The sequence below is a fragment of the Streptomyces sp. NPDC090108 genome, assembly GCF_044747185.1.
In the GTDB taxonomy this organism is placed as follows: Bacteria; Actinomycetota; Actinomycetes; order Streptomycetales; family Streptomycetaceae; genus Streptomyces.
Genome location: NZ_JBIVDQ010000003.1, coordinates 626,294 through 650,457, shown reverse-complemented (window position 1 = coordinate 650,457; position 24,164 = coordinate 626,294). Strand labels below are relative to the sequence as shown.

The window sequence follows — 24,164 nt, the reverse complement described above, 5'->3', positions numbered from 1 at the left end:
GGTCCCCTCCATGACGATTGCCGACCTGGTTCCGTACCCCATGGTGCTCGCCGCCGCGGACCCCGATCAGCTGTTGCCGGCCCGGGAGCAGATGGCCTTCACGCTCGGCTTCCACATCATCCTGGTGCCGTTCGGGGTCGCGCTGACCAGCCTGATGCTGATCGCGAACTACCGGGGCCTGCGCAAGGGCGACGACACGGCGCTGCTGCTGGCCCGGCGGTGGTCGAAGGTCGCCGCCGTCCTGTTCGCGGTCGGCGCCATCACCGGCACCGTCCTCTCCTTCGAGCTGGGCATCCTGTGGCCCGGTCTCATGAAGACGTACGGCTCGGCGTTCGGGTTCCCGTTCGCCATCGAGGGCCTGTTCTTCTTCCTCGAGGCCATCTTCGTCGCGATCTACATCTACGGCTGGGACCGGATGCGCCCCTGGACGCATTTCTGGTCGGGCGTCCCCGTGGCCCTGGCCAGCGTCGGCGGAGCCGCCGCCGTCATCGCCGCCAACAGCTGGATGAACCAGCCCGGCGGCATCACGATGCGCGACGGCAAGGTCGTCTCCGTGCGGCCGGCCGAGGTGTTCTTCAACAACGCCTTCTGGCTCCAGTTCTGGCACATGCTCCTCGCCGCCTACATCGTCGCCGGATTCGTCGTGGCGAGCGTCTACGCGATCGGGATGATCCGGGGCAGGCGCGGCCACTACCAGCGGCTCGGCTTCCTGATCAGCTTCGTCACCGCCGCGATCGCCGTGCCCATCCAAATCTTCGTCGGGGACACGATCGCCCGGCAGGTCTTCGACGAGGAGCCCGCCAAGTTCGCCGCGATCGAACTGCTCCCCACCACCGGCAACAACGTGCCCGAGACGCTCGGCGGCGTACTGATCGACGGCAAGGTCCAGTACGGCATCCCCATCCCGAAGGTGGCCTCCATCCTCGCCGGGTTCAAACCCTCGACCACCATCCAGGGACTCGACTCCGTCCCCGCGGACGTCAGACCCACCACCGCGCAGGTCAACATCGTGCACTGGGCGTTCGACATCATGGTCGGCACCTCCATGCTCCTGCTGGCCGTCGCCGTGTGGTTCCTGTGGCTGTGGTGGAAGCGCCGGCACACCCTGGAGACCAACCGCTGGTTCCTCGGCGCCGCCTCGATCTGCGGCATCGTCTCCATCCTCAGCCTGGAGAGCGGCTGGGTGGTCACCGAGGTCGGCCGCCAGCCCTGGATCGTCGTGGGACTGCTCAGAACCAGGGACGCGGTGACGACCGAGGGCAATCTGTGGCCCGTCCTCGCGGTCGTGGTCGTCCTGTACGCCGCCGTCGGCACCGGGGCCCTGTGGGTGCTGCACTCCATGAAGAAGCGCTGGCAGAAGCAGGGCGACGAGGCCGTGCACGTGCCGTACGGCCCCGAAGAGGTGCACAGGCCCCGGCGCGACCGTGTGGGGAAGGTGTTGTAAATGGCCGAGGTCGTGGCAGTGTTCCTGTTCATCGGCGTCGTCGCCTACGCCCTCCTCGGAGGCGCGGACTTCGGTGCCGGCTTCTGGGACCTCATCGCGGGCGGCGCCCGGCGCGGGCACGATCCCCGCAAGCTGATCGACTACTCCCTCGCCCCCGTGTGGGAGGCCAACCACACCTGGCTCATCTACTGCCTCGTGGTCCTGTGGTCCGGCTTCCCCACCGCCTTCGCCGCCATCACCACCACGCTGTACATCCCGCTGCTGCTCGCCCTGCTCGGCATCGTGCTGCGCGGAGCGGGCTTCGCGTTCCGCAAGGCGTCCATCCGGACACCGGAACAGCGGCTGTACGGCGCGGCCTTCGCGTTCTCCTCGGTCCTGACGCCGTACTGCTTCGGCGCCATCGCGGGCGGCCTCGCCTCGGGACGCGTGCCGACGGAGGGCGGCGGCGACGCCGTGTCCAGCTGGGTCAACCCCACCAGCATCCTCGGCGGCGTGCTCGCGGTCCTCTCCTGCGCCTACCTCGCCGCGACCTACCTGGTCGTCGAGGCCAAGCGCCGCGACGACCCCGCCCTGCGCCGGTACTACCGCTTCAGGGCCCTCGCCGCCGGAGCGGTGACCGGTGCCGTCAGCATCGCCGGCATCTTCGTCCTCCAGGCCGACTCCCCCCGGCTCTTCGACGAGCTCAGCGGATCGGCGCTGCCGCTGATCGTGGTGGCGGCCGTCTGCGGGATCGCGGGCCTCGTGCTCCTGTGGACCGACCGGACGCGCGGTCTGCGGGAGACCGCGGCGGCCGCCGTGGCGCTCGTCGTGTGCGGCTGGGGCGTGGCCCAGACCCCCTACCTCCTGGGCACCCACCTCACCGTGAACGAGGCGGCGGCACCCGACGCCACGCTCGCCGTCGTCGTCGCCGTCGCGTGCATCGCGGCGGTCCTCATCCTGCCGTCCATCATCCTGCTGTTCCGGCTCAGCCAACGCGGCAGCGTCGGAGTCGGAGACCATCCGGCACCACCCACCGGGACCCTGTGAGCGCGCGTCAGCCGACCACCGCCGCCCGCACGCACAGCACGTCCGGCAGATGCGCGGCCAGCGGCCGCCAGCTGTCCCCGTCGTCCGCGGAGGCGTACACCTCGCCGTTGCGGTTGCCGAAGTAGACGCCGGCCGGGTCCGCGTCGTCCGTGCACAGGGCGTCGCGCAGGACCACCCCGTAGTGGTCCCCCTCCGGCAGGCCCCGCGTCAGCGGCTGCCAGCTCTTGCCGGCGTCGGCGGTCCGGTAGACCCGGCAGCGCCGGTCGGCGGGCACCCGGTCGATGTCGGCGGTCACCGGGAACACGTACGCGGTGCCGCCCCGGTGCGGATGGGCGGCCACCGCGAACCCGAACGTGGACGGCAGCCCCTCGCCGATGTCCGTCCAGTGCGCGCCCGTGTCGTCGCTGCGGTACACACCCCAGTGGTTCTGCAGATACAGCCGGTCGGGATCGGCCGCGTCCCGGGCGACCTTGTGGACGCACTGGCCGAACTCCGGATGCGGGTCCGGCAGGAACACCGCGGCCACACCGGAGTTCGACGGCGCCCAGCTCGCCCCGCCGTCCGTTGTGCGGAACACCCCGGCGGTCGAGACGGCCACGGTCACCGCCCGCGGGTCGCGCGCGTCCGTGAGCACGGTGTGCATGCCCTCACCGCCGCCGCCCGGCACCCAGCGGGAGCGGGTCGGGTGCTCCCACAGCGGACGCACCAGCGTGAACGTCTCCCCGCGGTCCTCCGAGCGGTACAGCGCGGCCGGCTCGGTGCCCGCGTACACCACGTCCGGCTCCGCGGCGGCCGGGTGCAGCTGCCAGACCCGCTCCAGCGAGGCGCCGGTGTCCTTGGGGAACCTGACGGCGGGGCGGGCGGGTTCGGTCCAGGTGCGCCCCAGGTCGTCGGAGTGGAACACCGACGGCCCCCAGTGCGCGCTGTCGCCGCCCGCCAGCAGCCGTGGCGATCCGCCCCGGACGTCGATGGCGACCGAGTGGACGGCCTGCGCGTTGAAGTACGGGCCGTCGTCGAACTCCCAGGCGCCGCCGCGCCGTCGCGCGATGAACAGGCCCTTGCGTGTGCCCACGGCCAGCAGTACCTCGGTCATGCCGATCACCTCCGGGACGCCTTCGTCCGGTTCGTCGTCAGATGGAGGCCAGTGTGCACCGCGTCACTGACAGTCACTCGAAGAGCCCGCGACGCCGCAGGTCAGAGCGTTTCGCCTGGGCCTGTCGCCGAGGACGTGCCGGCGCTTTCCGGGATGTGCCTGCGCGAAAGGGGCGTCTCGTGCGACTGTCGGGAGGGCGGCTCGGCGTGAGCAACGCGGCGGGCTCGTCCGTATGGAAGGACGGTCCGGCCGGTCGGTGCGCGCATGAGGAGGATGCCCTTGTCGTCTCTGTCGGTGTTCCGTGGACCGAAGGCGTGGCTGTGGAGGTGGCGGCGCAATCCGCTCCGGCGCCGGGCCGACGTGGTGGAGGCGTGGCTGGTCCTCGGCGCGTGGCTGCTGACCGTCCTGACCGGTGTGCTCGCGGGCCTCGCCGGAGCCCGCTCGGTGGAACACGGTCTGGCCCGTGAACGCGACACCTGGCACACCGCGGTCGCCCGCGTCGTCACCGACGCGCCCGGCAGGTCCTCCGCGGCGGTGCGAGGCGGCGAGCGGATCTGGGCCGAGGTCCGCTGGACCATGGCCGACGGCTCCGCGCACACCGGTCAGGCCCGGGTCGTGCCGGGCAGCAGGGCCGGCACCCCGGTCACCGTCTGGACCGACCCGCGGGGGCAGTTGGTCACCCGCCCCACCACCGTCTCCGAGGCCGCTTTCCGCGCCAACCTGATCGGCGTGCTGGTGGGGGTGAGCGCGGGGGCCGTGCCGTTCGTCGGCGCGCTCGTCCTGCGCGGGCGCCTGGAGCGGCGCCGCCTGGACCGCTGGGACACGGAGTGGGCCCGCCTCGGCCCCCAGTGGGGTCGCACCACGGGCTGAGCGGCGGCCGTCCGATCCGGCCTTTGAGCCGACGGCTGGTCCGCCCCATGCGGCCGGTGCGCTCGCTCGGAGCCGGCGGTCCGTGCGCGTCGAGAAGCGGGCGGTCCGTGCGCGTCGAGAAGCTGGCGCGGACGCCCGGAGCCGGCGGTCCGTTCGCGCCGGGGAGGCGGCGTCAACGCTCGGAGCGGCTGCTGTCCGCGCCCCGGGGGCGGCGGTCAGCTCAGTCGCGGAGTGGTCCGCCGCCGGGGCCGGACGCGTACGCGGCGGAGCCCTCCTCCGCCAGCAGGGTCCGGCAGGCCGTCAGCAGCGCCTCGTCGTCGGCGACGCCCCCGCCGTGGGCTCCGTCGCCGTGGGCCACGGCCGTGTGCCGGCGGACGGACTCCAGTTCCGCCCGGACCAGGTCCCGCAGCGGCGCGGCCGCCGCCCCCATGGCCGTCAGACAGCGTGCGATCGGGCCCCGTTCGCCGGGGTGCGCCGACCAGGCGGCCCGGAACACCGGCAGCACGGGATCCGGATCCCCGCCGACGTGCCAGAGAGCGGCGGCGGCCGCTGTCCGCTCCCGGACCCGCTCCGACGAGGTCGTCGCGAGCAGCTCCGGGAGCGCCTCGCGTCCGGCGGGCCCCAGCCTGCCCAGCTGCCCGGCGGCGGCGATCCGGGCGTCCGCCGCGTCCCGCGCCAGCTCCCCGCGCAGCACGGGCAGTACGGCTCCCGCGTCCCCGTCCACCGACCACAGCGCCCCCGCCGCCATGGACGCGTGCCGGGTGGTCAGCAGGGAGCGCAGGAGCGGGACCGCCGGGCCGGCCGCCCCGAACGCGTCCAGAGTCCCGATCACCTGGCCGGCGATCCGGTCCCGCGCGCCCAGACCGTCCGGCGCGCCGGACAGCAGCCGCAGGACCTCCGGCGCCGCTTCCGCGTCGCCGATCGCCCCCAGCGCGGTGAGCAGCGGTGCGGCGAGATGCCCGGCGGCGGGGGAGTCGAGGGTGATCCGGCCGAGCCGGTGGCGGAGTTCGGCGGCCAGGGGCGCCGCGGCTCGGCCCAGAAACGCGATCTCGGACCCCAGGCCGGCGGGCGCGTAGGGCCCCGCCAGGATGTGCGCCAGCACGGGCACCGCCCGGGAGTCACCGCTTCTGACCAGGGCCTTGAGCGGACCGCCCAGGGTGGGTGCGTTCCGCTCCCGCCGGAGCGTCCACAGGTCGGGCCGGGAGCGGACCAAAGCGTGGAGGTCGTCCGCGGCGGGCGCGGCCAGGGCGCACAGGTCCGTCAGCACGGAGACCGCCGCGTCCCGCAACCAGTCCTGCTCCGCGTGCAACTGGTGGCCGACCAGGGCGATCGGCCCCTCGCTCCCGGGCCGCAGGGCGCGGTACAGCGCCGCCGTCATCCACACGGCATTGCACCGGTCCATCGGGTCCGGGCTGCCCAGCTGTCCTTCGAGGAGGTCGACGCGTTCGCCCACGCGGTCACCGAGCGCGGTGTGCAGCGTGCGCAGCAGCCGTGCGCCCTCCTCGTCCGAGGGGCGCAGCCGTCGTATGCGCGTCACGAACGTGTCGTCCCCGGGCCGGCCGGGGGTGCCGGCGCGCCGCGCGGAGCGTTCCCGCAGGAGGCGTACGGCCGTGGGGACGAGTTCGGCGTTCCGCCGGCCGGGGGCGTGCAGGGCGAGCTGTCCCAGAGCGGCCAGGCGCGGGGTGGGCGCCCAGGGCGGGGCGCTCTGCGCGGCCAGGAGCTCGACCGCGTCGGGCGCGTGCCCGGGGCAGCGGCGGATGAAGAGACCGAGCGCCTCGGTGAGCGCGGGCAGGACGAGGTCGTCACGTTCCGCCGCCGCCCGCAGCCGTAACAGCGCGAGGACGCGCGGCGGGTCGTCGAGGAAGCGGACGACGGCTCCGGCGGCCGCCCGGCGCACCCCCGCGTCCGGGTCCCCGGCGAGGGACGTGAACACCTCGGCGCCCGCGCGCACCGCCTCACGCGCGCGTGTGTCCCCGCTCTCCGCGCCGACGCTGACCAGCAGCTCGACGAGGCATCCGCGGTCCGGCACCTCCTCGTGGGCGGCGAGGCGGAGCAGGAACGGCACGCTGGCGAGCGTCGAGTCGTACACCTTCCCCCGGTGGTGCACGACGCCGTACATGCTGTCGAGCGCGGCCTCCCGCTCGGTGGCGTCCGCGGAGGCCAGCGCCCGCAGCCAGCCGGGCACGTCCTCCGCGCTGCCGTGCGCGTGCCGCAGTGAAGCCCAGTCGACGTCGTCGATCCCCGTGAACACGTTGTCCTCCCCAGGCGAGTGCCACCTGATCGCGAGTGTGCACCACGACTGCGACAACGGGGCGGCATCGTGCGCGGCCCGGGCCGGATCCGCGCGCCGGCACCGCCCGGTGGGCCGGAACCCGCCGGGCGTCGGGGGCCCACGGAGACCGGGGCGACACCCCCGGGGCCGCGGCCGGGCCTGCCGCCCGGGGGAGGCCGCGGACGCGGGGGAGGACGAAGCGGCGGGGCCGAGGTCAGTCCCGGTCGGGCAGGGCCCGTTCCAGGATCGTGTCCAGATCCGCACCGGCGGGCAGTGTGCCGAAGGAGTGTCCCCAGTCGCCGCCCAGCCGGGTCGCGCAGAAGGCGTCCGCTACCGCGTGCGGGGCGTGCCGGACCAGCAGCGAGGCCTGGAGGGCCAGCGCCATCCGCTCCACCAGCCGGCGCGCGCCCACCTGGTCGGTCCCGGCGAGCCGCTGCCTCAGATCGGCGACCGCCGTGTCCAGCCGGGCGTCGGCCCCCTGCGCGAGGGCGAGTTCGGCGAACAGCGCCTCGGTGGTCTCCGGGTCACGGCCGAGGGCGCGCAGCACGTCGAGCGCGTTGACGTTCCCCGAGCCCTCCCAGATCGACAGCAGCGGCGCCTCACGGTAGTGGCGCGGCATGCCCGAGTCCTCGACGTACCCGTTGCCGCCCAGGCACTCCAGGGCCTCCGCGGTGAACGCCGGACCCCGCTTGGTGACCCAGTACTTGCCGACCGCCGTGGCGAGCCGCCGGAAGGCGCGCTCACCCTCGTCCCCGCGCACCGCCCGGTCCGCCGCCCCCGCCAGCCGCAGCGTGAGCGTGGTCGCCGCCTCGGACTCCAGCGCCAGGTCGGCCAGGACGTTGCGCATGAGCGGCTGGTCGAGCAGCCGCGCCCCGAACGCGCTGCGGTGCCGCGCGTGGTGCCCCGCCTCGACCAGCGACTTGCGCATCAGCGTCGCCGAGGACATCACGCAGTCCAGCCGGGTGCAGTTGACCATCTCGATGATCGTCTTCACGCCCCGGCCCTCGGGGCCCACCAGCCAGGCGACCGTGTGCTCGAACTCCGGCTCCGAGGACGCGTTGGACCGGTTGCCGAGCTTGTCCTTCAGCCGCTGGATGCGGAAGGTGTTGCGGGTGCCGTCCGGCAGGACGCGCGGCACCAGGAAGCAGGACAGCCCGCCCGGCGCCTGGGCCAGCACCAGGAACACGTCGCACATGGGCGCCGACGTGAACCACTTGTGCCCGCGCAGCGTGTACACACCCGCCTCGGCGGTCGGCGTGGCCACGGTGGTGTTCGTCCGTACGTCCGAGCCGCCCTGCTTCTCGGTCATGCCCATCCCGGCGAGCAGGCCGGGCTTCTCGGTGGGCACGCGCAGCTCCGGGTCGTACTCCCGGCTGGTGAGCAGCGGCTCGTACACCTTGGCGAGATCCGGCTGCGCGCGCAGGGCGGGTACGGCGGCGTACGTCATCGACGTCGGGCAGCCGTGCCCGGCCTCCGTGTGGCCCCACACCAGGCCGCCCGCCGTGCGCGCCACGTGCGCGCCGGGACGCTCGTCGGCCCACGGGGCCCCGGCCAGGCCCTCGGCCACGGCCGTCCGCATCAGGTGGTGCCAGCTGGGATGGAAGTCGACCTCGTCGACGCGGTTGCCGTAGCGGTCGTGGGTGCGCAGCTCCGGCTCGTGCCGGTTGGCCAGTTCGCCCCACTCCTGCGCCTGCCGGCTGCCCGCCCGCAGGCCCAGCCGCCGGACGTCCTCCTCGGCCCAGCCGGCCCCTTCCCGGCGCAGCCCTTCCAGCAGGGCACTGTCGGCGGAGGCGTCGTACGGGGCCAGGGGCGGGGCCTGGTTGGTGACGTCATGGGTGGCGTACGGCGGCTGCGGCGCCGGCACCGCGGGTATCGAGACCATGCCGCCATGTTGCACTCTTCCTGCGGTCGTAGCAATGATGCAACAACATCGCGCCCGTACAGTCTGTGCTCATGCGCATGAACCTGCCGGCGGAGCCGGACGAGGCCGGGACGGGGCTGCGGCCGCTGTCCGCGCGGTCGGTCGTGCTGAGCCTGCTGCTCGGCGCGCATCCGCCGCGGCTGCCGGTGAAGGACCTGGTCCGGCTCGTCGAGCCGTTCGGCGTGGGCGGCTCCACACTGCGGGCCGCGCTGAGCCGGATGGTCGCCGCCGGCGACCTCAGGCGCACGGACGCCGTCTACGAACTCAGCGACCGCCTGCTGGCCCGCCAGCGCCGTCAGGACGACGCCGTGCACCCATCCACGCGCGCGTGGAACGGCGACTGGGAGATGGTCGTGGTCACCGCGACGGGCCGCGGCCCCGCCGAACGCGCCGAGCTGCGCGCCCGGCTGACCGCCCTGCGCCTGGCCGAACTCCGCGAGGGCGTCTGGCTGCGCCCGGCCAACCTCGACCGGCCGCTGCCGGACGAACTGCGCCGCGTCGCCCTGACCGGCACGACCCGTCCCGACGAGCCCGCCCACGACCTGGCCGCCCGCCTCTGGGCACCGGACGCCTGGGCGGCCGCCGCCCGGACCCTGCTGACCCGGTCGGCCGAGTCCCGGCGGCCCGCCGACCGCCTCACCGCCTTCGCCGCGGTCGTACGCCATCTGCTCACCGACCCCGTCCTGCCCGCCGCGCTCCTCCCCGCAGACTGGCCCGGCGACGCTCTCCGCGCGGCCTACTCCACCTACCAGCACGAACTCGCCACAGCGGCCGGGCCACGAGGGAACGGGGGACCGCGAGGGAGCGGGGAGGGGCTGCGGGGCGGTACGGGCTGAGGGGGAGTGCGGACGAGCCGCGGGGCGGTACGGGCTGAGGGGCGGGGGAGTACGGAGGGGCACCACCCACCGCTCCCGCGCACTTCCCCCGACAACCGGCTGTACGGCTCCCCCGTACGGCCCTCTCGTGCGCCCCCGTGGGCGCCGCGCCGTGCGCGGGGGTCGAGTGGCGGGGGTGCGTCCGGTGACGTTCCCTGGGGAGAGGGGGCCGGTTCAGCGCGGCCTCGGGCCGTCAGCGGGCCCGGCAGGCGATCTCACCCGAGGAGAGTCATGACTGACCAGGAATCGTCGTCGGTCCTCACGGCCCCCCTGCGCGGCGCCGCCCGCGTGCTGCGCAGGCTGCCCGGCGCCGACGCCGTCGGCAGGGCCGCCGAGGAGACGTGCGACAAGGTCGGCACGGTCACCGGGGAGGCGCTGGACAAGGTGGAGGCTGCCACCGGCGAGGCCCTCTCCAAGGCGGAGGCGGTCGCCGGAGAAGCCCTCACCAAGGCGGAAGCCGTCACCGGGGAGGCTCTCGCCAAGGTGGAGGCGGTCACCGGAGAGGCGTTGGACAGGATCGGCGCCGTTTCGCCGCGCGGCCGCCGGATCGCGGTCTACGCGGGGGCCGGCATCCTCGGCGTCGCCGGTGTGGTCGAGTGGCCGGTCGCGGTCACCGGTGCGGCGGTCGCCTGGCTGACCCAGTCCCGCCCCCGGCACGAGGCGAACGGTCACGGGACCGACGCGGACGGCGCGGGCGGTGCGCAGGACGCGAAGGCGGCCAAGGAAGGAAAGGCCGCGAAGGCGGGGAAGGCGGGCAAGGGCGAGAAGGCGGGGAAGGCCGCGAAGGCGGAGAAGGCCGGGAAGTCCGGGAAGCACGCCGGTGCCGAGGAGCACGGCGCCGCGAGCCCGGACGTGCCGCACGACCTCGGCTCGGCCGCCCTCGGGTCGCACACGCCTCCCGGGCCCACCGGGACCCAGGAACCGCCCGGCCCCGTCCACGCCTCGCACGCGAAGGGCTCCTCCGGCCGCCTCGGGCCGACGGTCCGCCCCGAACGCACCGACTTCTGAAGGCCGCCATGGAACTGCTGCTGACGAGACCGGCGGCCGTCCTCCGGCTGCTGCCCGCGGCACCCCGCCTTCTGGCCCGGGGCGCCGCACCGGCGGTCGGACTGCTCGCCGGAGCCGCCGCGGGCACCGCCCGGGCCGGCGTGCGCGGCGCGGACGCGATGGTGCGGGTGACACGTGTCGCCCGCTCGGCGCTGCCCGGCGCCGGCGGCACCTGGCGGGCCGGTCCCCGGATCCACCTGCCGCTGCAGCCCGCGGGCTCCGGGCCACGGCCCGCGGACGCCGGGCCCCTGGACTCCGAGCCGCGAGCCACGGACTCCGAGCGCCCCACGGACGCCGACACGGACGCCGACACGGACGCGGACACGGGCGGCGTGGCGCGCACCGCGCGCCGGATCGCGACCGCGCTGGACGAGCGCCCGGACGTCGTCTTCGCCTACTGGGACGAGGGCCTCGCCCGGCTCGTGGTGTCCGTGACCGAGGACGGGCTCACCGACCTCGTCGCCGACCACGCGGCCGCGCTCGCGGAGCGGCACGGGCTGACCGTCGAGGGCGGCGACCCCGAGGAGATGACGCATCCCGCCGACCCGGCCGGCGTGCGCGCGGCCGCAGTCGCCCTCGGTCTCGACGCCGCCGGCATCCTGATTGCGGTCACCGCCTGGTTCCTGCGCCTGCCGCCGTCGCCCCGCATGGTGACGGCCGCCGTCACGCTGATGCGCGAGAACCCGCGCTTCCGCGCCCGGCTCCGCGCCCGCCTGGGCGCCTCCCGCATGGACCTCCTCCTGGCCTGCGCGAACGCGGCCGTGCACGGCGCCGGCCAGACCCCCACCTCCCTGGTCCTCGACAGCACCCTGCGCGCCTGCCAGCTGGCCGAGACCGTGGCCCGCGCCGCCGCCTTCGACGCCGTCCACGACCAGCTGTGCGCCCCCGGCCGCGTCGCCGTCCCCGCCGAGGGCACCCCGCGCCCGCCCCTGCGCGAGACCCCGGCCCAGGTGTACGCCACCCACGCCTCCGCCGGCAGCGTGCTCGGCGCGGCGGCCACCCTGCTGGTCAAGCGCGACGCGAACGAGGCCGCCGAAGCGCTGCTCGCCGGCTCGCCCAAGGCCGCCCGTTACGCGCCCGCCGCCTTCCACGCCCTGCTCGGCACGGCACTGGCCCGCACCGGCGTCCTCGTCCGCGACCCCGAACGCATGAGACGGCTGGAGCTCGGCGGCACCCTCGTCCTGCACGCCGGAGCGCTGCTCGCGGACGACGGCACGGCCGACCCGTGGACCGAGGCCGTGCTGGACGCCGCGCGCCGGGCCCGGATGCGGGTCGTCCTCGTCGACGACCCCGCGCTGGAGGACTTCGCGGGCCTCGCCGATCAAGTGGTCGACGCCCGGCGCCCGCTGGACGACGTCGTGTACGCGCTGCGGGGCGAGGGGGAATCCGTCGTCACCGTCGCCCGGGTGCGCTCCGCCGCCGAACGCGACGTGCTGGCCGCGCTGCGGGCCGCCGACATCAGCATCGCGCTCACCGACCAGGACGCCGCCGTCGTCTGGGACACCGACATCCTCGCCGTGCACGGCCTGCCCGACGTGTGGCGGCTGCTCACGGCGATCCCCGCCGCCCGTGCCGTCGGCCGGCGCGGCCAGACCCTCGCACGCTCCGGCGCCGCGCTCTCCGGGCTGCTCGTGGCCATCGGCGAGTCCCGCCGCGGACGGGGGCGCCCCTCCATCCTGCCCGGCCTGCGGCACGCCCCGGTCGACGCCGCCGCCGTGACCGCGCTGCTGTCCGGGGCCCGGGCCGCCCTCGGTGTCGCCCTGGCCGGCACCCCCCATCCGCGCGCCCGCGTGCACTGGCACGAACTGCTGCCCCACGAGGCCCTGGAACGCCTGTGCCGCGACGCGGACGCCGGACCCACCGCCTGGACACGGGCGGCCGCCGGCGCGCGCCGGGCCGCGGATCGTGCCGCCGGGCTCACCGCCCTCGCCCCGGCCCGCTGGAGCTGGCAGCTGGGCCGCGCCGTACGCGGCGAACTGGACGACCCGCTCACCCCGGTGCTCGCCGTCGGCTCCGCCGCCTCCGCGATCCTCGGCTCCTTCGTGGACGCGCTCCTCGTCGTCGGCGCCCTCGACCTGAACGCCCTGGTCGGCGGCATCCAGCGGCTGCGCGCCGAACGGGCCCTGTCCGGGCTCCAGGCCGACCAGACGCGCAAGGCCCGTGTCGTACCCCCCGAGTCCGAGGCGCCCGCCGGAGGCACCCGCACCGTGGACGCAGGGGAGCTGGGGCCCGGTCACGTCATCGAACTCAAGACGGACGACGTCGTACCCGCCGACGCCCGGATCCTGTGGCAGGACGGCCTGGAGGTCGACGAGTCCGCGCTGACCGGCGAGTCGCTGCCGGTGCACAAGCACGTCGGCCCCACCCCGCACGCCGCCGTCGCCGACCGGCACTGCATGGTCTTCGAGGGCACCACCGTCGTGGCCGGCCACGCCCACGCCGTCGTCGTCGACATCGGCGACCGCACCGAGGCCGCGCGCGCCGTCCACCTCGCCGCCCGCACGGCCCCGGCCGCCGGGGTCCAGGCAAGGCTCCAGGAGCTCACCCGCAAGGCGCTGCCGCTCACCCTGGCGGGCGGCGCCGCCGTGACCGGTCTCGCGCTGCTGCGCGGCACGTCCGTACGCGAGGCGGTCAGCGGAGGCGTGGCCGTCGCGGTGGCCGCCGTACCGGAGGGCCTGCCGCTGGTAGCGACGGTCGCGCAGCTGGCCGCCGCACGCCGGCTGAGCCGCGACGGTGTCCTGGTGCGCACCCCGCGCGCGCTGGAGGCGCTGGGCCGGATGGACACCTTCTGCTTCGACAAGACCGGCACGCTGACCGAGAACCGGCTGCGCCTGGTGCGGGTCTCCGACGCCGGGAGCACCGTCCGCGCGCCGGGCGACCCGGGCTCCGCGGACACCCTGCGCTGTGCCGTACGGGCGTGCCCCCGGCTGAACGGCGGCACGGGCCGCCCCGCGCACGCCACCGACGAGGCCGTCCTGGACGCGGCCGTCCCCGACCCGGAGTGGGCGCAGATCGCCGGGCTGCCGTTCGAGGCCGCCCGCGGCTATGCCGCGGCCATCGGCCGGGAGGCCGACGGGCCCCGCTTCCTGGTGGTCAAGGGCGCCCCCGAGACCGTGCTGCCCGCCTGTACGGGACTGCCCGGACACGCCTCCGGCACGGCGCACGAGCTGGCCGGCGACGGACTGCGCGTCCTGGCGGTGGCCGTACGGCGCCTCGCGCACGACGAACGCGAGGCCGATGTCCTCGAAAAGCCCCTGCACGCCCTGGAGTTCGCCGGACTGCTGGCCCTGTCGGACGTGCCCCGCGAGACGTCCAAGGCCCTGGTGCAGGGCCTGTACCGGGAAGGTGTGCGCCCCGTCATGCTGACCGGCGACCACCCGCAGACCGCCCGCGCGATCGCCCGGGAGCTGGGCTGGCCCTCCGGGACCGAGGTCGTCACCGGTGACGAACTCGCCGCCGCCGACCGGCGCACCCGGGCCCGCATGCTGCGCGACGCCGGGGTCGTGGCCCGCGTCGCACCCGAGCAGAAGCTCCAGGTCGTCGAGGCGCTGCGGGACGCGGGCCGGGTCGTCGGGATGGTCGGGGACGGCGCCAACGACGCGGCGGCCATCCGCGCCGCCGACATCGGGGTGGGCATCAGCGTCCGCGGCTCGGCGGCCGCCCGCAACGCCGCCGACATCGTCCTCACCGACGACGACCTCACCGTCCTGATCGACGCGATCGCCGAGGGCCGCTCCCTGTGGCACAGCGTCGCCGACGCCATCGCCATCCTGATCGGCGGCAACGCGGGAGAGGTCGCCTTCGGTCTCATCGGCACCCTGGTGTCGGGCACCGCCCCGCTGTCCACCCGCCAGATGCTGCTGGTGAACCTGTTCACCGACCTGTTCCCCGCGATGGCGGTGGCCGTCACCCCCAAGGAGGGCGACGGCGGCGCCGCGGGATCGGACACGGCCTCTCCGGAGGACGCGGCGGGCGGGGTCCTCGGCGCGCCCCTGATCCGCCAGATCCGGTACCGGGCGCTGACCACCGCGCTGGGCGCGGTCACGGCCTGGCTGATCGGCCGCTTCACCCCGGGCACGGCCCGCCGCTCCAGCACCATGGCGCTGTGCGGCGTGGTCGGCACCCAGCTCGTGCAGACCCTCCTGGACCGCCGCGACAGCACCCTGGTCCGGGTGACGGCCCTGGGGTCGGCGGCCGCCCTGTTCGTCGTGATCCAGATCCCGGTGATCAGCCATGTCCTCGGCTGCACCCCGCTGGGGCCGGTGGCCTGGGCGGGCGTGGCCGTGGCCATCGCCCTCGCGGTCGCCGGACAGCGGACCCTGCCCCGCCTGGAGGAGACCGTCGCGCGACTGATGCCGGCGGGCTGACCCGGGGCTACGGGGCTACGGGGCTACGGAGTTGCGGGGCTACGGAACTCGGGGCCGCGGATCCCCGGGGCCGCGTACCTACGGAGTCGCGGGCCTTGGAGCCACTGAGCCACAGAGCCCCCGGCCCCGCACCCGGGACCCGTCACTCCGCTCCCGGAGCCGCCCCCGGTACGGCCACCGGCTCGGCGCCCGCCCCGGTGTCCTGCCCGACGGCCGCCCGGTCCGCCTTCGCGGGAAGGTGGTTGAAGAGCAGGTTCAGGACGATCGCGGTCAGGCAGCCCGCGCTGATCCCGCTGTTCATCACCGTCTGGAACCAGTCGGGGAACTTCGCGTACACCCCGGGCACCCCGACCGGCAGCAGACCGACCGCCACCGAGACGGCCACCACGGTCAGATTGTGGTTGCCGGTGAAGTCGACCCGGGCCAGCGTCCGCAGCCCGCTCGCCGCGACCGTCCCGAACATCACCAGCCCCGCGCCGCCCAGCACCGGCGCCGGGACCGCCGCGACGACCGCGCCCAGCTTGGGCAGCAGTCCGAGCAGGACGAGGATGCCGCCGGCCGCGGCGACCACCCAGCGGCTGCGCACCCGGGTCAGCCCGACCAGGCCCACGTTCTGCGCGTACGCCGTGTACGGGAACGTGTTGAACACCCCGCCCAGCACGGTCGACAGACCGTCCGCGCGCAGGCCGTCGGCGAGCGGACGCGGCTCGACCGGGCGTCCGGTCAGCTCACCGACGGCGATCAGGTCACCGGTCGTCTCCGTCATGGTGACCAGCGCGACCACCAGCATCGAGGCGATGGCGGACGCCCTGAACTCCGGCGCCCCGAAGTGGAACGGCGTGCTGATCCCCACCCAGTCCGCGTCGCCGACCCCGCCGAAGTCGGTGAAGCCGAACGGCACGGCCACGGCGAGGCCCACCACGATGCCGGTCAGCACCGCGACACGGCTCAGGAAGGCCGGCGCGAACCGCTGCACGCCGAGCACGACCGCGAGCACGAAGGCCGCGAGCGCCAGGTTCTCCGGTGCCCCGAAGTCCGTCGCGCCGACCCCGCCCGCCGCCCAGCCGCCGGCGACCGGCAGCAGCGAGACGCCGATGACCAGGATCACCGTGCCGGTCACCAGCGGCGGGAAGAAGCGCAGGAGCCTGCCGAACACCGGCGCGAGCAGCATGATCGCCAGGCCCGCGACGATCACCGAGCCGTAGACCGCGGGCAGTCCGCCGCCCGTCGTCGCGATCAGCACCATCGGCGAGACGGCCGCGAACGTGCACCCCTGCATGACCGGCAGCCGTACCCCGAACCGCCAGAATCCGACACACTGGATCAGCGTCGCGACACCGCACACCAACAGGTCGGCGGTGATGAGATAGGCGAGGTCGGCGGGCGACAGCTTCAACGCCCCGCCCACGATCAACGGGACCGCCACGGCCCCCGCGTACATCGCGAGCACGTGCTGCAGGCCGAAGGCGGCCAGTTGCCGTATGTGAGGCACCTCGTCGACGGGGTGCACAGCTGCGGTCGTGGCCATGTGGACTCCAGGGCGGCAGGAAAGGCGGCATCCGAACAGCACGAGACCGTAAGGGACTTGCACAATCTGTTGATTGCCGTGTCGTTGCCGGAGTGTGTCATGTCCATCCACGATCCGGGACCCCGTCGGCGCTTGCGAAGAGGTCCGGCGCCCGCTCTGCCTCCTCGGCCACCGGCGCCGCCCCGCCGAGCGGCCCGGGTCCCACCCGCCGCGCCTGGCCAGAGTCGATGTCAGAGGTCCCTGCGAAGATCACTGGCATGGAGCTTCCCACCGCCCTTGCCGGGCTCGACGAACACCCCTGGGCCACCGTCCGTCACGCCTACGGCCCCGCCGAGGACCTCCCCGGGCTGTTGCGCGCCTTCGCCGAGGGCGGTGAGGGTGCCGACGAGGCACTGGACGAGCTGTACGGCTCGATCGTGCACCAGGGCACCGTGTACGCGGCCGGCATCGACGCCGCCCCGTACCTCGCCCGGATCGCCGCCTCCGGCCGGCAGACCGTCGACGCGCTCCTGCTGCTCGGCTGCCTCGCCGAGAGCGAGGACGAACACGCTGTCGAGCCCGGCGCGGTCCGAGCCGCAGTGACCGCCCAACTGCCCCTGCTCGTACCGCTGCTGGCCGACGAGGACGCCGCCGTCCGGCAGGCGGCCGGCTGGACGGCCGGCCACACCCGGGACGCCCGCACCGCCCTGCCCGCCGTCCGGGCCCGCCTGGCCGCCGAGACCGAGCCCGCCGTCCGGGCCGAACTCCTCACCGCGTACAGCCGGTTGGACCGCGCGGGCGCCGTCGCCGAGGCCCGCGCCCTGCTCGGCCCGGACACGCCCGCACCACTGCGCCTGGCCGCCGTGTTCGCCTCGTTGGACGCCGGGGAGCCGTGGCTCGCCGCGCACCGCGACGCCGTCCTCGGCCTGCTGCCGGCAAGTGAGACGGCCAGGTCCGGCCACTCGGACGAGCACCGGGAGCCGCTGCGCACCATCGTCGGGATCCTCCTGCGACGGGAAACCGGCACGGACCGCGAAAGTGCCCTCGCGCTGGTCGACGCCGCGCTGCGGGACGAGCGCCCCGAGGCGCGGGCCGAGGCGCTGTGGGCGGCCGACCACGCCTGCACCCTGTCCCGCAGCGCCCCACGGCGGCTGATCCCCGCGATCGCCCCGCTCGCCGCCGACCGGACGGCCGCCCAACTGCTGGGCAAGCTCGGCCCCGCCGCCGCCGGGGCGGCGCCCGTCCTCGCGGAACTCGCCGCGCAAGCGGACGACGAGGCGGCCGACCAGGCCCTCGCCGCGCTCGTCCTGGTGGCGCCCCGGACCGCCGCCCCGCTGCTGGCCGCGGCCCTCGGCCGGCGCCCCCGCGCCATGCGGTACGCCGCCGGATCCCACGCCCCGGCCGACGCACCCTTCCCGTTCGCCCCGGACCTGCTCGCCGCGGTCCGCGCCCGCCTGGCCGCCAAGGCGATGGAGCGTCCCGAGGGGCGCAAGGACTGCGGTTGCCCGACCACCGAAGACCACAACGACACCGCCCAGCTGGTCCACCTGCTGCGGCAATGGGGTCCACAGGCCGTCGAGGCACTGCCCGAACTGTGCGCCGTCCTGCCCCGGTTCCAGTACGCCGCCACCGCGATCACCGCCGTGGCCGTCGGCACAGGACCGGAGCAGCGCGAGCAGGCCGCCACCGCCCTGCGGGCCGACGCCGGGAAGCTGTTCATGGCACAGGCGCTGCACGGGCTGACCGGCGAGACCGAGCCGCTGTTCGCCGCCGCCGAGGCGGCTCTCGCCCCTGGTGCGCGCGGCGTCGTCGAGGGCGCCCGCGCCCTGGCCGGCCTCGGCCCGGCGGCCGCCCGCCTCGCCCCGGTCCTGCGCACGGCGCTGGGCCGCGCCGTCGACCGCGACACCACGCCGGAGCTGGACACCGACCTCGCCCTGGCGCTCGCCCTGTGGCGGATCACAGGTGAGGCTGCCGAGGTCGTCCCGGTGCTGGCCTCGGTGCTCGACGGAAGCGAGGGCCGGCCGTGGTTCCGCTGGACGGCCGCCCGCGCCGCCCGCGAGATCGCCGCGCTGGGCCCGGCCGGGCGCCCGCTGACCGCCCGGCTCCAGACTCTCCTCGACGACCCGGCCCAAGCACCCTCGGCGGTCCTGGGGCTGCTCGCCGTCGCCGATCCGGCCGCCCTCGACCACGCCCGGCTCGCCGAGGCGGCACTGCACTCGGCCGAGACCCGCGCCGACCCCAGAGGCGCCGGCGCCGCCCTGCGGGCCCTCGGCGCCACCGCCCTGACACCGGAGCAGCACGACCGGCTGGCCGCACTCGCCACCGGGGACCGCCGCCTGATCGTCTCCGGGTCCGACCACGCGATGATCCGCGAGGACGAACAGCTGCGCGCCGCGCTGGCGTCCGTCCTCGACCGGGTCGGCTGAGGCCCGAGTCCTCTCTCCCGGATGTCGCCGGGTGCCCGGACTGCCGGATCCCGCCAGGCCCCCGACGCCGCGCGCTCGGGAAGATCCGGGAGAGAGGGCCCAAAGGGTGTCTCTCCGGTCGTCGCGGACCCGCGGGGATCGGTGAGAGAGACACCCCCCTGGACCATCCCCGCGGGCGCGTAGGGGCGTGTGTTGAGCGCTTGTCCCGTACGCCATCGACCCAAGCAGAGCCAAGCAGACGCGGCCCATGGCGTACGAGACGGGAGCTGGAGAGCGCTGTGGTTCTTACCGAAACCGAAGCGGGCCGCATGACCTCGGGTGTGACAATCATTGCTCGAACAGTCCAGGAGGAGACCTTGAACCGGACAGAGCTGGCATGGACTTGGAAGCGTTGGGTCCAGGTTGCCGTCTTTCTTGCTTGGGGAATCGTGGTCGGGCAAAGCCATGGTGACGGTTGGTGGTTCTTTTTCAGCTTCCTGGTCTTGATCGCGCAACTTGCGTACCTGCCCCGCACTGCGCCGTTCCGTCGGATGAAGCCCGGCAGTGTCGACTGACAGGTTGCCCGGGAGCAGGGCTTGTCAAAACGGTGTCCCCCAGGTGACACCAACGGCTGACACCGACAAGCGCGAACAGCCCCGGCCGAGGCCGAACCTCAGTGGACGGTCGACCGAAGTGTGCAGCCGGCCAGGCAGTTTCGTTTGGATCACCGCACCGGGTGATCGATGCCGCCTACGAACGCCGGTCCGTGATCGTCACCTCGAATCTGCATCCGGCAGGCTTCGATTCGATCATGCCTAAGACATTGGCCACGGCCGCCGTCGGCCAGGTCCTGCACCATGCGCATGTTGTCCTCATCGAGTGCTCGTCCTTGCGGCTGACGCAGGCCACCACCGACCAGGGCGTCGTCCCGCTGAGCCCCGCGAACTGACCCGGTGAACTCACAAGGCCGGCTCCGGGAGATGCCCCAGGTGCTCGATGACGCGCTGGCGCAGCAGCAGATACTCATCCCAGCGGCGCAATGGACCAGGCGGACGCTCGACCACACGAGCTGCGGTGATCACCTGCCCCAACAGGAACTGTTCGCGCGTCACGTCGAGTTCGACGCCACTGGGCAGCCGATTCCACCAATGAAAATTATGCTGGACACCATCGAGATACACGTCGCCGACCATGAGGTCACCACCGAGGACATCGTTGATGACCAAGGCCGTGATGTCGCAGTGCCCCCAAGCAGGGTTGTCCGGCATCCAATCCGGCTGATCGTCCGGCGAGCAAGTATCGGCAGCCCAGCTGGCACGTAGGGCCCTGTCGAGGTCAAGCAGATTCCACGGAGTCATGGCGGCAGCATCGCAGCCACCACTGACACCTAATTCCTTGCTGACGGATCGTGGGAGCCAGGCTGCTGCTGCTCATGGTCCGTTCGAATGCCAGAGAAGCATGCCTTTCACCTGCCGGGACCGTCCAGGGCTCCCGATGGGTCGGCACGCGGTCACGGCACTCGTAACGATGGTGACGTCCCGTGGGCGTCGAACGGATGCCTGACTGACTCCTGGCTCTTGATCCCTCGCGGTAGAGCGGCGGCGTTCGGCGTCTTCGGGACCTCACCACTGTCAACACCACGCACTTGATCCCTCGTTGGTTTTGGTGGTGCGAGCTTGCCGCATGGAGACCTCTCGTTACGCCCGAGCCGTCCGAGCTCCGGCAATAGACCGAGGCCCGTGGGGCGCGCTGGTGCCACGAACGGCTAGTGAGGTGGCGGACCTGCCAGTTGGTTGAGTCCTGGAATCAGGTCGCTGCGTGGCCCGCATGTGCTCGTGACCGGCTCAAACACACCGGAACACTGGGGAGGGGCATCTTGATCTACTGCGGAATTGACTGGGCGGAACGAACCCACGACGTCGCCCTGGTCGACGACGTCGGCACGCTGGTGGCCAAGCGGCACATCACCGACGACCCGGCCGGCTACAAGGTCCTGCTGGACCTGCTCGCCGAGTACGGAGACACTGAGGAGAACCCGATCCCCGTCGCGATCGAGACCAGCCGTGGCCTGCTCGCCGCCGTGCTGCGGACCGGGAAGCGGCCGGTGTTCGCCATCAACCCGTTGGCCGCCGCCCGATACCGCGACCGGCATGCCGTCTCCCGCAAGAAGTCCGACCCCGGCGACGCCCTCGTCCTGGCGAACATCCTCCGCACCGACATGCACGCCCACCGGCCCCTGCCCGACGACAGCGACCTGGCCCGCGCCATCGCGGTCCTGGCCCGGGCCCAGCAGGACGCCGTCTGGAATCGACAGCAGCTCGCCAACCAGCTCCGCTCCCTGCTGCGCGAGTACTGCCCCGCCGCGTCAGCGGCTTGCGCCAAGTGGGACAACGGTCTGTGCCGCCCGGAGTCCCGCGAGCTCCTCAAGCTGGTCCCCACGCCTACCAGAGCTGCCCGCCTGACGCGCCCGCAGATCACGGCCGCACTCAAACGAGCCGGCCGTAAGCGCGGCATCGAGGCCTTCCGCCAGGACTGGGCCCACCAGCCGCCCCTGGTCGAGGACGCGCTGGGCAGGCAAATGCTCGCTCTCCTGGGCCAGCTCACGGCCGCCTGCACCGCCGCGGACGAACTCGCCCAGGCGGTGGAGGAAGTCTTCCCGCAGCATCCTGACGCGGAGATCATCCTCAGCTTTCCCGGCCTCGGCACCCAGCTCGGTGCCCGAGTGATGGCCGAGATCGGAGACGATCGCACCCGGTTCGCCGACGCCCGTGGCCTGAAGGCATATGCCGGCGCCTCACCCATCACCGGGGCCTCGGGGAAGAAGTCGAGCATCACCCGGCGCTGGGTGAAGAACGACCGCCTCAACCATGCGGGTTATCTATGGGCTTTCGCGTCCCTGACGGCCTCCATGGGAGCCAAAGCCCACTACCGGCGCCGACGCGACGAGCACTCCGACTGGCATGCCGCCGCCCAGCGTAATCTCTTCAACCGGCTGCTCGACCAGCTCTACCACTGCCTCAAGAACCGCCGGCTGTTCGACGAATTCGCCGCTTTCCCGCCTTCGGGCGAAGCCCTTGGTGTGGCGGCCGCATAGGCCGAGGACCGATCAAGCCGGGGGTTTCACCCAGGGAGCCAGACGTTCCCCGACTGCCAGATTCTCGCGCCAGTACCGGAAGACGGTTCCCTTGACGATTTCGAGCTGCCCGGCCGCGACCAGGCCGGAGGCAAGACTCGCCCCACCCGCATCGGCCTCGAAGGCAATCAGTACGGGAGGTGTGTCACCGACCTGCCGGGCAATGAGTCGCAGCTCTTCAGGCGTCGGCGCACGAAACACCGGGTCCTGGAAGGCGGCCGGGCACGTGACGAAGACCGGGTCGCTGAACACCAGCTCCAGGCCGTGGGCATACGAGATGTCGTGCCCGGCGCCCAGACGCAACCGCCCGGGGTTCCAGGCGACAATGTCCCAATCCCACCATGCCCCTTCGGGAAGCTCGATCACGGCTCGTTGCCCGCCCTGGACCGCGCCGTCAATCGGGAATCACCAAGCCAAGCTCACGCAGCCGCGGAAGGCAGACCTCCAGGCACGCCTCCAGAGAGACGGCGTCCGTGCGAACCAGGAGATCATCCCGAAACGGAGCCCCGCTCGCGACGAAGGTCCAGGGCTTCGTCGCATCGCGCATGCGCTCAGCATCGACCTTGAACAACACCGTCACACCCTGCTCTGCCAACGACTCCATGACCCGTGCGACGTCCATCGCACCCTCACCCCCTGCCTGAAATCGAACAGCCAGAAGGCTACACCGGCCTCTCACGACCCCGGCTTGACTGCTTAGCCCCGTGAGGTGTCCACCGCCAACCGAGCGACGAATACTCGTACCGGACAGGGAGATCAGCTGTCCGCCTGCAAGAACCTGAGATGACCGCTCACCCGGACGGCCCGCTGCCCGTGGACAGGCGGGCCCAGCGGCGAGCAACAGGCCCCCCCTGGCGCAGCGGCGCCGTGCCGGGACAGCGCGTCGGGACGCCGGAACCGGAGCCCGGCGGCAGATCGGGCCCGGAACGACGGACAACGGGGCGCGGCGAACCTCGGACCGAACGCACAGCCGGACCCGGGGACCTCGCCGAACTCCGAGCAGCACGACGGCGAGCGGACCGCAGCGGGGGCGCCGGGACGGGCGCGGCACGGCCCCCGAGGCAGGCCCGGCCACCCGGCCGGCGGTCCGTGCGGGCCAGCGGGCCGGCGGGCCCACCCCGTCCGAGCCCGAACAGCGGGGCGCGGGCACAACACCGGCCGGACCGACGCCGGACAGCGGCGGGGACCGGGCTGGCACACGACGGCAACAGCAGTAACGGACGGGACCGGGAACAGCGCGGGCCCCGCGAACAGCGACGCGACGCGGACCACGACGGCAAGGCCCCAACACGGCCGTGCAGCAGGTGCGGCGGCTAGGCAGTGTCGTCAAAGTGATCTTGAATTGTGGATCATGGCGGGGTGATACGCCGTCATGAACTGTCCGACGCCGAGTGGGAGCTGTTGGAACCCCTGCTGCCAAGGCCGGCGAAGGGGCGTCCGTGGCTGGACGACCGGACCGTACTGAACGGGATCGTGTGGAAGTTCCGGACCGGGGTGGCCTGGCGGGACGTGCCCCCGAGGTACGGCTCCTGGGCCACCCTGCACACGCGCTTCCGGCGCTGGGCCGGGGACGGAACCTTCGACCTGATGCTGCAAGCCGCGCAGCCCAAGGCGGACGCGACCGGCGATATCGACTGGCTCGTGTCGGTCGACTCCACCATCGTCCGGGCACACCAGCACGCCGCCGGGGCGCGAAAAGGGGGCCCCAGAACCAGGCGCTCGGTCGCTCGCGGGGCGGGCTGACCAGCAAACTGCACCTGGCCGTCGACGGCAAGGGGCGACCGCTTGCCCTGGTCCTGACCGGCGGGAACACCAACGACTGCACCCAGTTCACCACCGTCCTGGACGCGATACGAGTGCCCCGGATCGGACCGGGACGGCCCCGGGTCCGTCCCGATCACGTCCTTGGGGACAAGGGCTACAGCTCGAAGGCGATCCGCGACGGGCTGCGGCGTCGCGGGATCGGGCACACCATCCCGGAGCGGGCCGACCAGGTCGCGAACCGACTGCGGCGGGGGCGACTCGGCGGCCGCCCGGTGACCTTTGACCGCGAGTTCTACAAGCACTGCAATGTGGTCGAACGGGCCTTCAACCGGCTGAAGGAGTGGCGCGGCATCGCAACCCGCTACGACAGACACCCCGACCGCTACCAGGCCGCGATCACCCTCGCCAGCACACTCATCTGGCTCGATAAATGATCGACA

Annotated in this window: 16 protein-coding genes and 2 pseudogenes; 11 read left to right on the top strand and 7 right to left on the bottom strand. The window is 73.7% G+C overall.

Annotated features, from left to right (window positions below):
- The first annotated feature begins 10 nt into the window (after positions 1–10).
- Positions 11–1,444 carry a cytochrome ubiquinol oxidase subunit I gene (locus ACIPRD_RS13080; protein WP_401562661.1) on the top strand — a complete coding sequence of 478 codons (1,434 nt, stop codon included), beginning with the start codon at positions 11–13 and terminating at the stop codon, positions 1,442–1,444.
- Complete coding sequence (locus tag ACIPRD_RS13075; protein WP_356401569.1) at positions 1,445–2,470, top strand: cytochrome d ubiquinol oxidase subunit II; 1,026 nt, start codon at positions 1,445–1,447, stop codon at positions 2,468–2,470.
- A gap of 7 nt (positions 2,471–2,477) precedes the next feature.
- On the opposite strand, the gene ACIPRD_RS13070 is transcribed toward ACIPRD_RS13075, so the two are convergent.
- Entirely contained in the window at positions 2,478–3,563 is a 1,086-nt protein-coding gene (locus tag ACIPRD_RS13070) for a WD40/YVTN/BNR-like repeat-containing protein (protein WP_401562660.1), read from the bottom strand.
- A 273-nt stretch (positions 3,564–3,836) separates the two neighbouring features.
- On the opposite strand from ACIPRD_RS13070, the gene ACIPRD_RS13065 reads away from it, so the two are divergent.
- Positions 3,837–4,433 carry a hypothetical protein gene (locus tag ACIPRD_RS13065; RefSeq protein ID WP_356401573.1) on the top strand — a complete coding sequence of 199 codons (597 nt, stop codon included), beginning with the start codon at positions 3,837–3,839 and terminating at the stop codon, positions 4,431–4,433.
- Positions 4,434–4,653: 220 nt separating this feature from the next.
- On the opposite strand, the gene ACIPRD_RS13060 is transcribed toward ACIPRD_RS13065, so the two are convergent.
- Both ACIPRD_RS13060 and ACIPRD_RS13055 read right to left on the bottom strand, forming a co-directional pair.
- Positions 4,654–6,684 carry a HEAT repeat domain-containing protein gene (locus ACIPRD_RS13060; protein WP_401562658.1) on the bottom strand — a complete coding sequence of 677 codons (2,031 nt, stop codon included), beginning with the start codon at positions 6,682–6,684 and terminating at the stop codon, positions 4,654–4,656.
- Positions 6,685–6,919: 235 nt separating this feature from the next.
- Positions 6,920–8,587: a DNA alkylation response protein gene (locus tag ACIPRD_RS13055; protein ID WP_356401577.1), complete on the bottom strand. Its 1,668-nt coding sequence runs from the start codon at positions 8,585–8,587 to the stop codon at positions 6,920–6,922.
- Positions 8,588–8,658: 71 nt separating this feature from the next.
- On the opposite strand from ACIPRD_RS13055, the gene ACIPRD_RS13050 reads away from it, so the two are divergent.
- From ACIPRD_RS13050 to ACIPRD_RS13040, 3 genes are all read left to right on the top strand, one after another.
- Complete coding sequence (locus ACIPRD_RS13050; protein ID WP_401562656.1) at positions 8,659–9,462, top strand: PaaX family transcriptional regulator C-terminal domain-containing protein; 804 nt, start codon at positions 8,659–8,661, stop codon at positions 9,460–9,462.
- A gap of 270 nt (positions 9,463–9,732) precedes the next feature.
- Entirely contained in the window at positions 9,733–10,509 is a 777-nt protein-coding gene (locus ACIPRD_RS13045) for a hypothetical protein (protein WP_401562654.1), read from the top strand.
- Positions 10,510–10,517: 8 nt separating this feature from the next.
- The gene (locus ACIPRD_RS13040; RefSeq protein WP_401562652.1) at positions 10,518–14,915 is read left to right on the top strand and encodes an HAD-IC family P-type ATPase; all 4,398 of its coding nucleotides are present in this window, start codon (positions 10,518–10,520) and stop codon (positions 14,913–14,915) included.
- 142 nt (positions 14,916–15,057) lie between these two features.
- Here ACIPRD_RS13040 and ACIPRD_RS13035 read toward each other — a convergent pair whose 3' ends face one another.
- Positions 15,058–16,443: a nucleobase:cation symporter-2 family protein gene (locus tag ACIPRD_RS13035; protein ID WP_401562651.1), complete on the bottom strand. Its 1,386-nt coding sequence runs from the start codon at positions 16,441–16,443 to the stop codon at positions 15,058–15,060.
- A 257-nt stretch (positions 16,444–16,700) separates the two neighbouring features.
- Between ACIPRD_RS13035 and ACIPRD_RS13030 the strand changes: the two genes are divergently transcribed.
- The 3 genes and pseudogenes from ACIPRD_RS13030 to ACIPRD_RS13020 form a co-directional block, all read left to right on the top strand.
- On the top strand, positions 16,701–18,848 hold the full coding sequence (locus ACIPRD_RS13030) for a hypothetical protein (protein WP_401562649.1): 2,148 nt from the start codon (positions 16,701–16,703) through the stop codon (positions 18,846–18,848).
- 278 nt (positions 18,849–19,126) lie between these two features.
- Positions 19,127–19,402 (top strand): hypothetical protein, encoded by a 276-nt coding sequence (locus ACIPRD_RS13025; RefSeq protein WP_401562647.1) that lies wholly within the window; start codon positions 19,127–19,129, stop codon positions 19,400–19,402.
- 155 nt (positions 19,403–19,557) lie between these two features.
- Positions 19,558–19,776: pseudogene (locus ACIPRD_RS13020) on the top strand (ATP-binding protein); the annotation flags it as partial.
- Positions 19,777–19,786: 10 nt separating this feature from the next.
- Here the strand turns inward: ACIPRD_RS13020 and ACIPRD_RS13015 are convergent.
- Positions 19,787–20,185, bottom strand: coding sequence for a hypothetical protein (locus ACIPRD_RS13015; RefSeq protein ID WP_401562645.1), 399 nt, complete (start codon positions 20,183–20,185; stop codon positions 19,787–19,789).
- A 515-nt stretch (positions 20,186–20,700) separates the two neighbouring features.
- On the opposite strand from ACIPRD_RS13015, the gene ACIPRD_RS13010 reads away from it, so the two are divergent.
- On the top strand, positions 20,701–21,921 hold the full coding sequence (locus ACIPRD_RS13010) for an IS110 family transposase (RefSeq protein WP_401563179.1): 1,221 nt from the start codon (positions 20,701–20,703) through the stop codon (positions 21,919–21,921).
- Between the two features lie 12 nt (positions 21,922–21,933).
- Here ACIPRD_RS13010 and ACIPRD_RS13005 read toward each other — a convergent pair whose 3' ends face one another.
- Together ACIPRD_RS13005 and ACIPRD_RS13000 are read right to left on the bottom strand one after the other, a co-directional pair.
- Positions 21,934–22,326 carry a hypothetical protein gene (locus ACIPRD_RS13005; protein WP_401562644.1) on the bottom strand — a complete coding sequence of 131 codons (393 nt, stop codon included), beginning with the start codon at positions 22,324–22,326 and terminating at the stop codon, positions 21,934–21,936.
- 28 nt (positions 22,327–22,354) lie between these two features.
- Positions 22,355–22,582 (bottom strand): hypothetical protein, encoded by a 228-nt coding sequence (locus ACIPRD_RS13000; protein WP_401562642.1) that lies wholly within the window; start codon positions 22,580–22,582, stop codon positions 22,355–22,357.
- Positions 22,583–23,304: 722 nt separating this feature from the next.
- On the opposite strand from ACIPRD_RS13000, the pseudogene ACIPRD_RS12995 reads away from it, so the two are divergent.
- Positions 23,305–24,158: pseudogene (locus ACIPRD_RS12995) on the top strand (IS5 family transposase).
- Positions 24,159–24,164 lie beyond the last annotated feature (6 nt).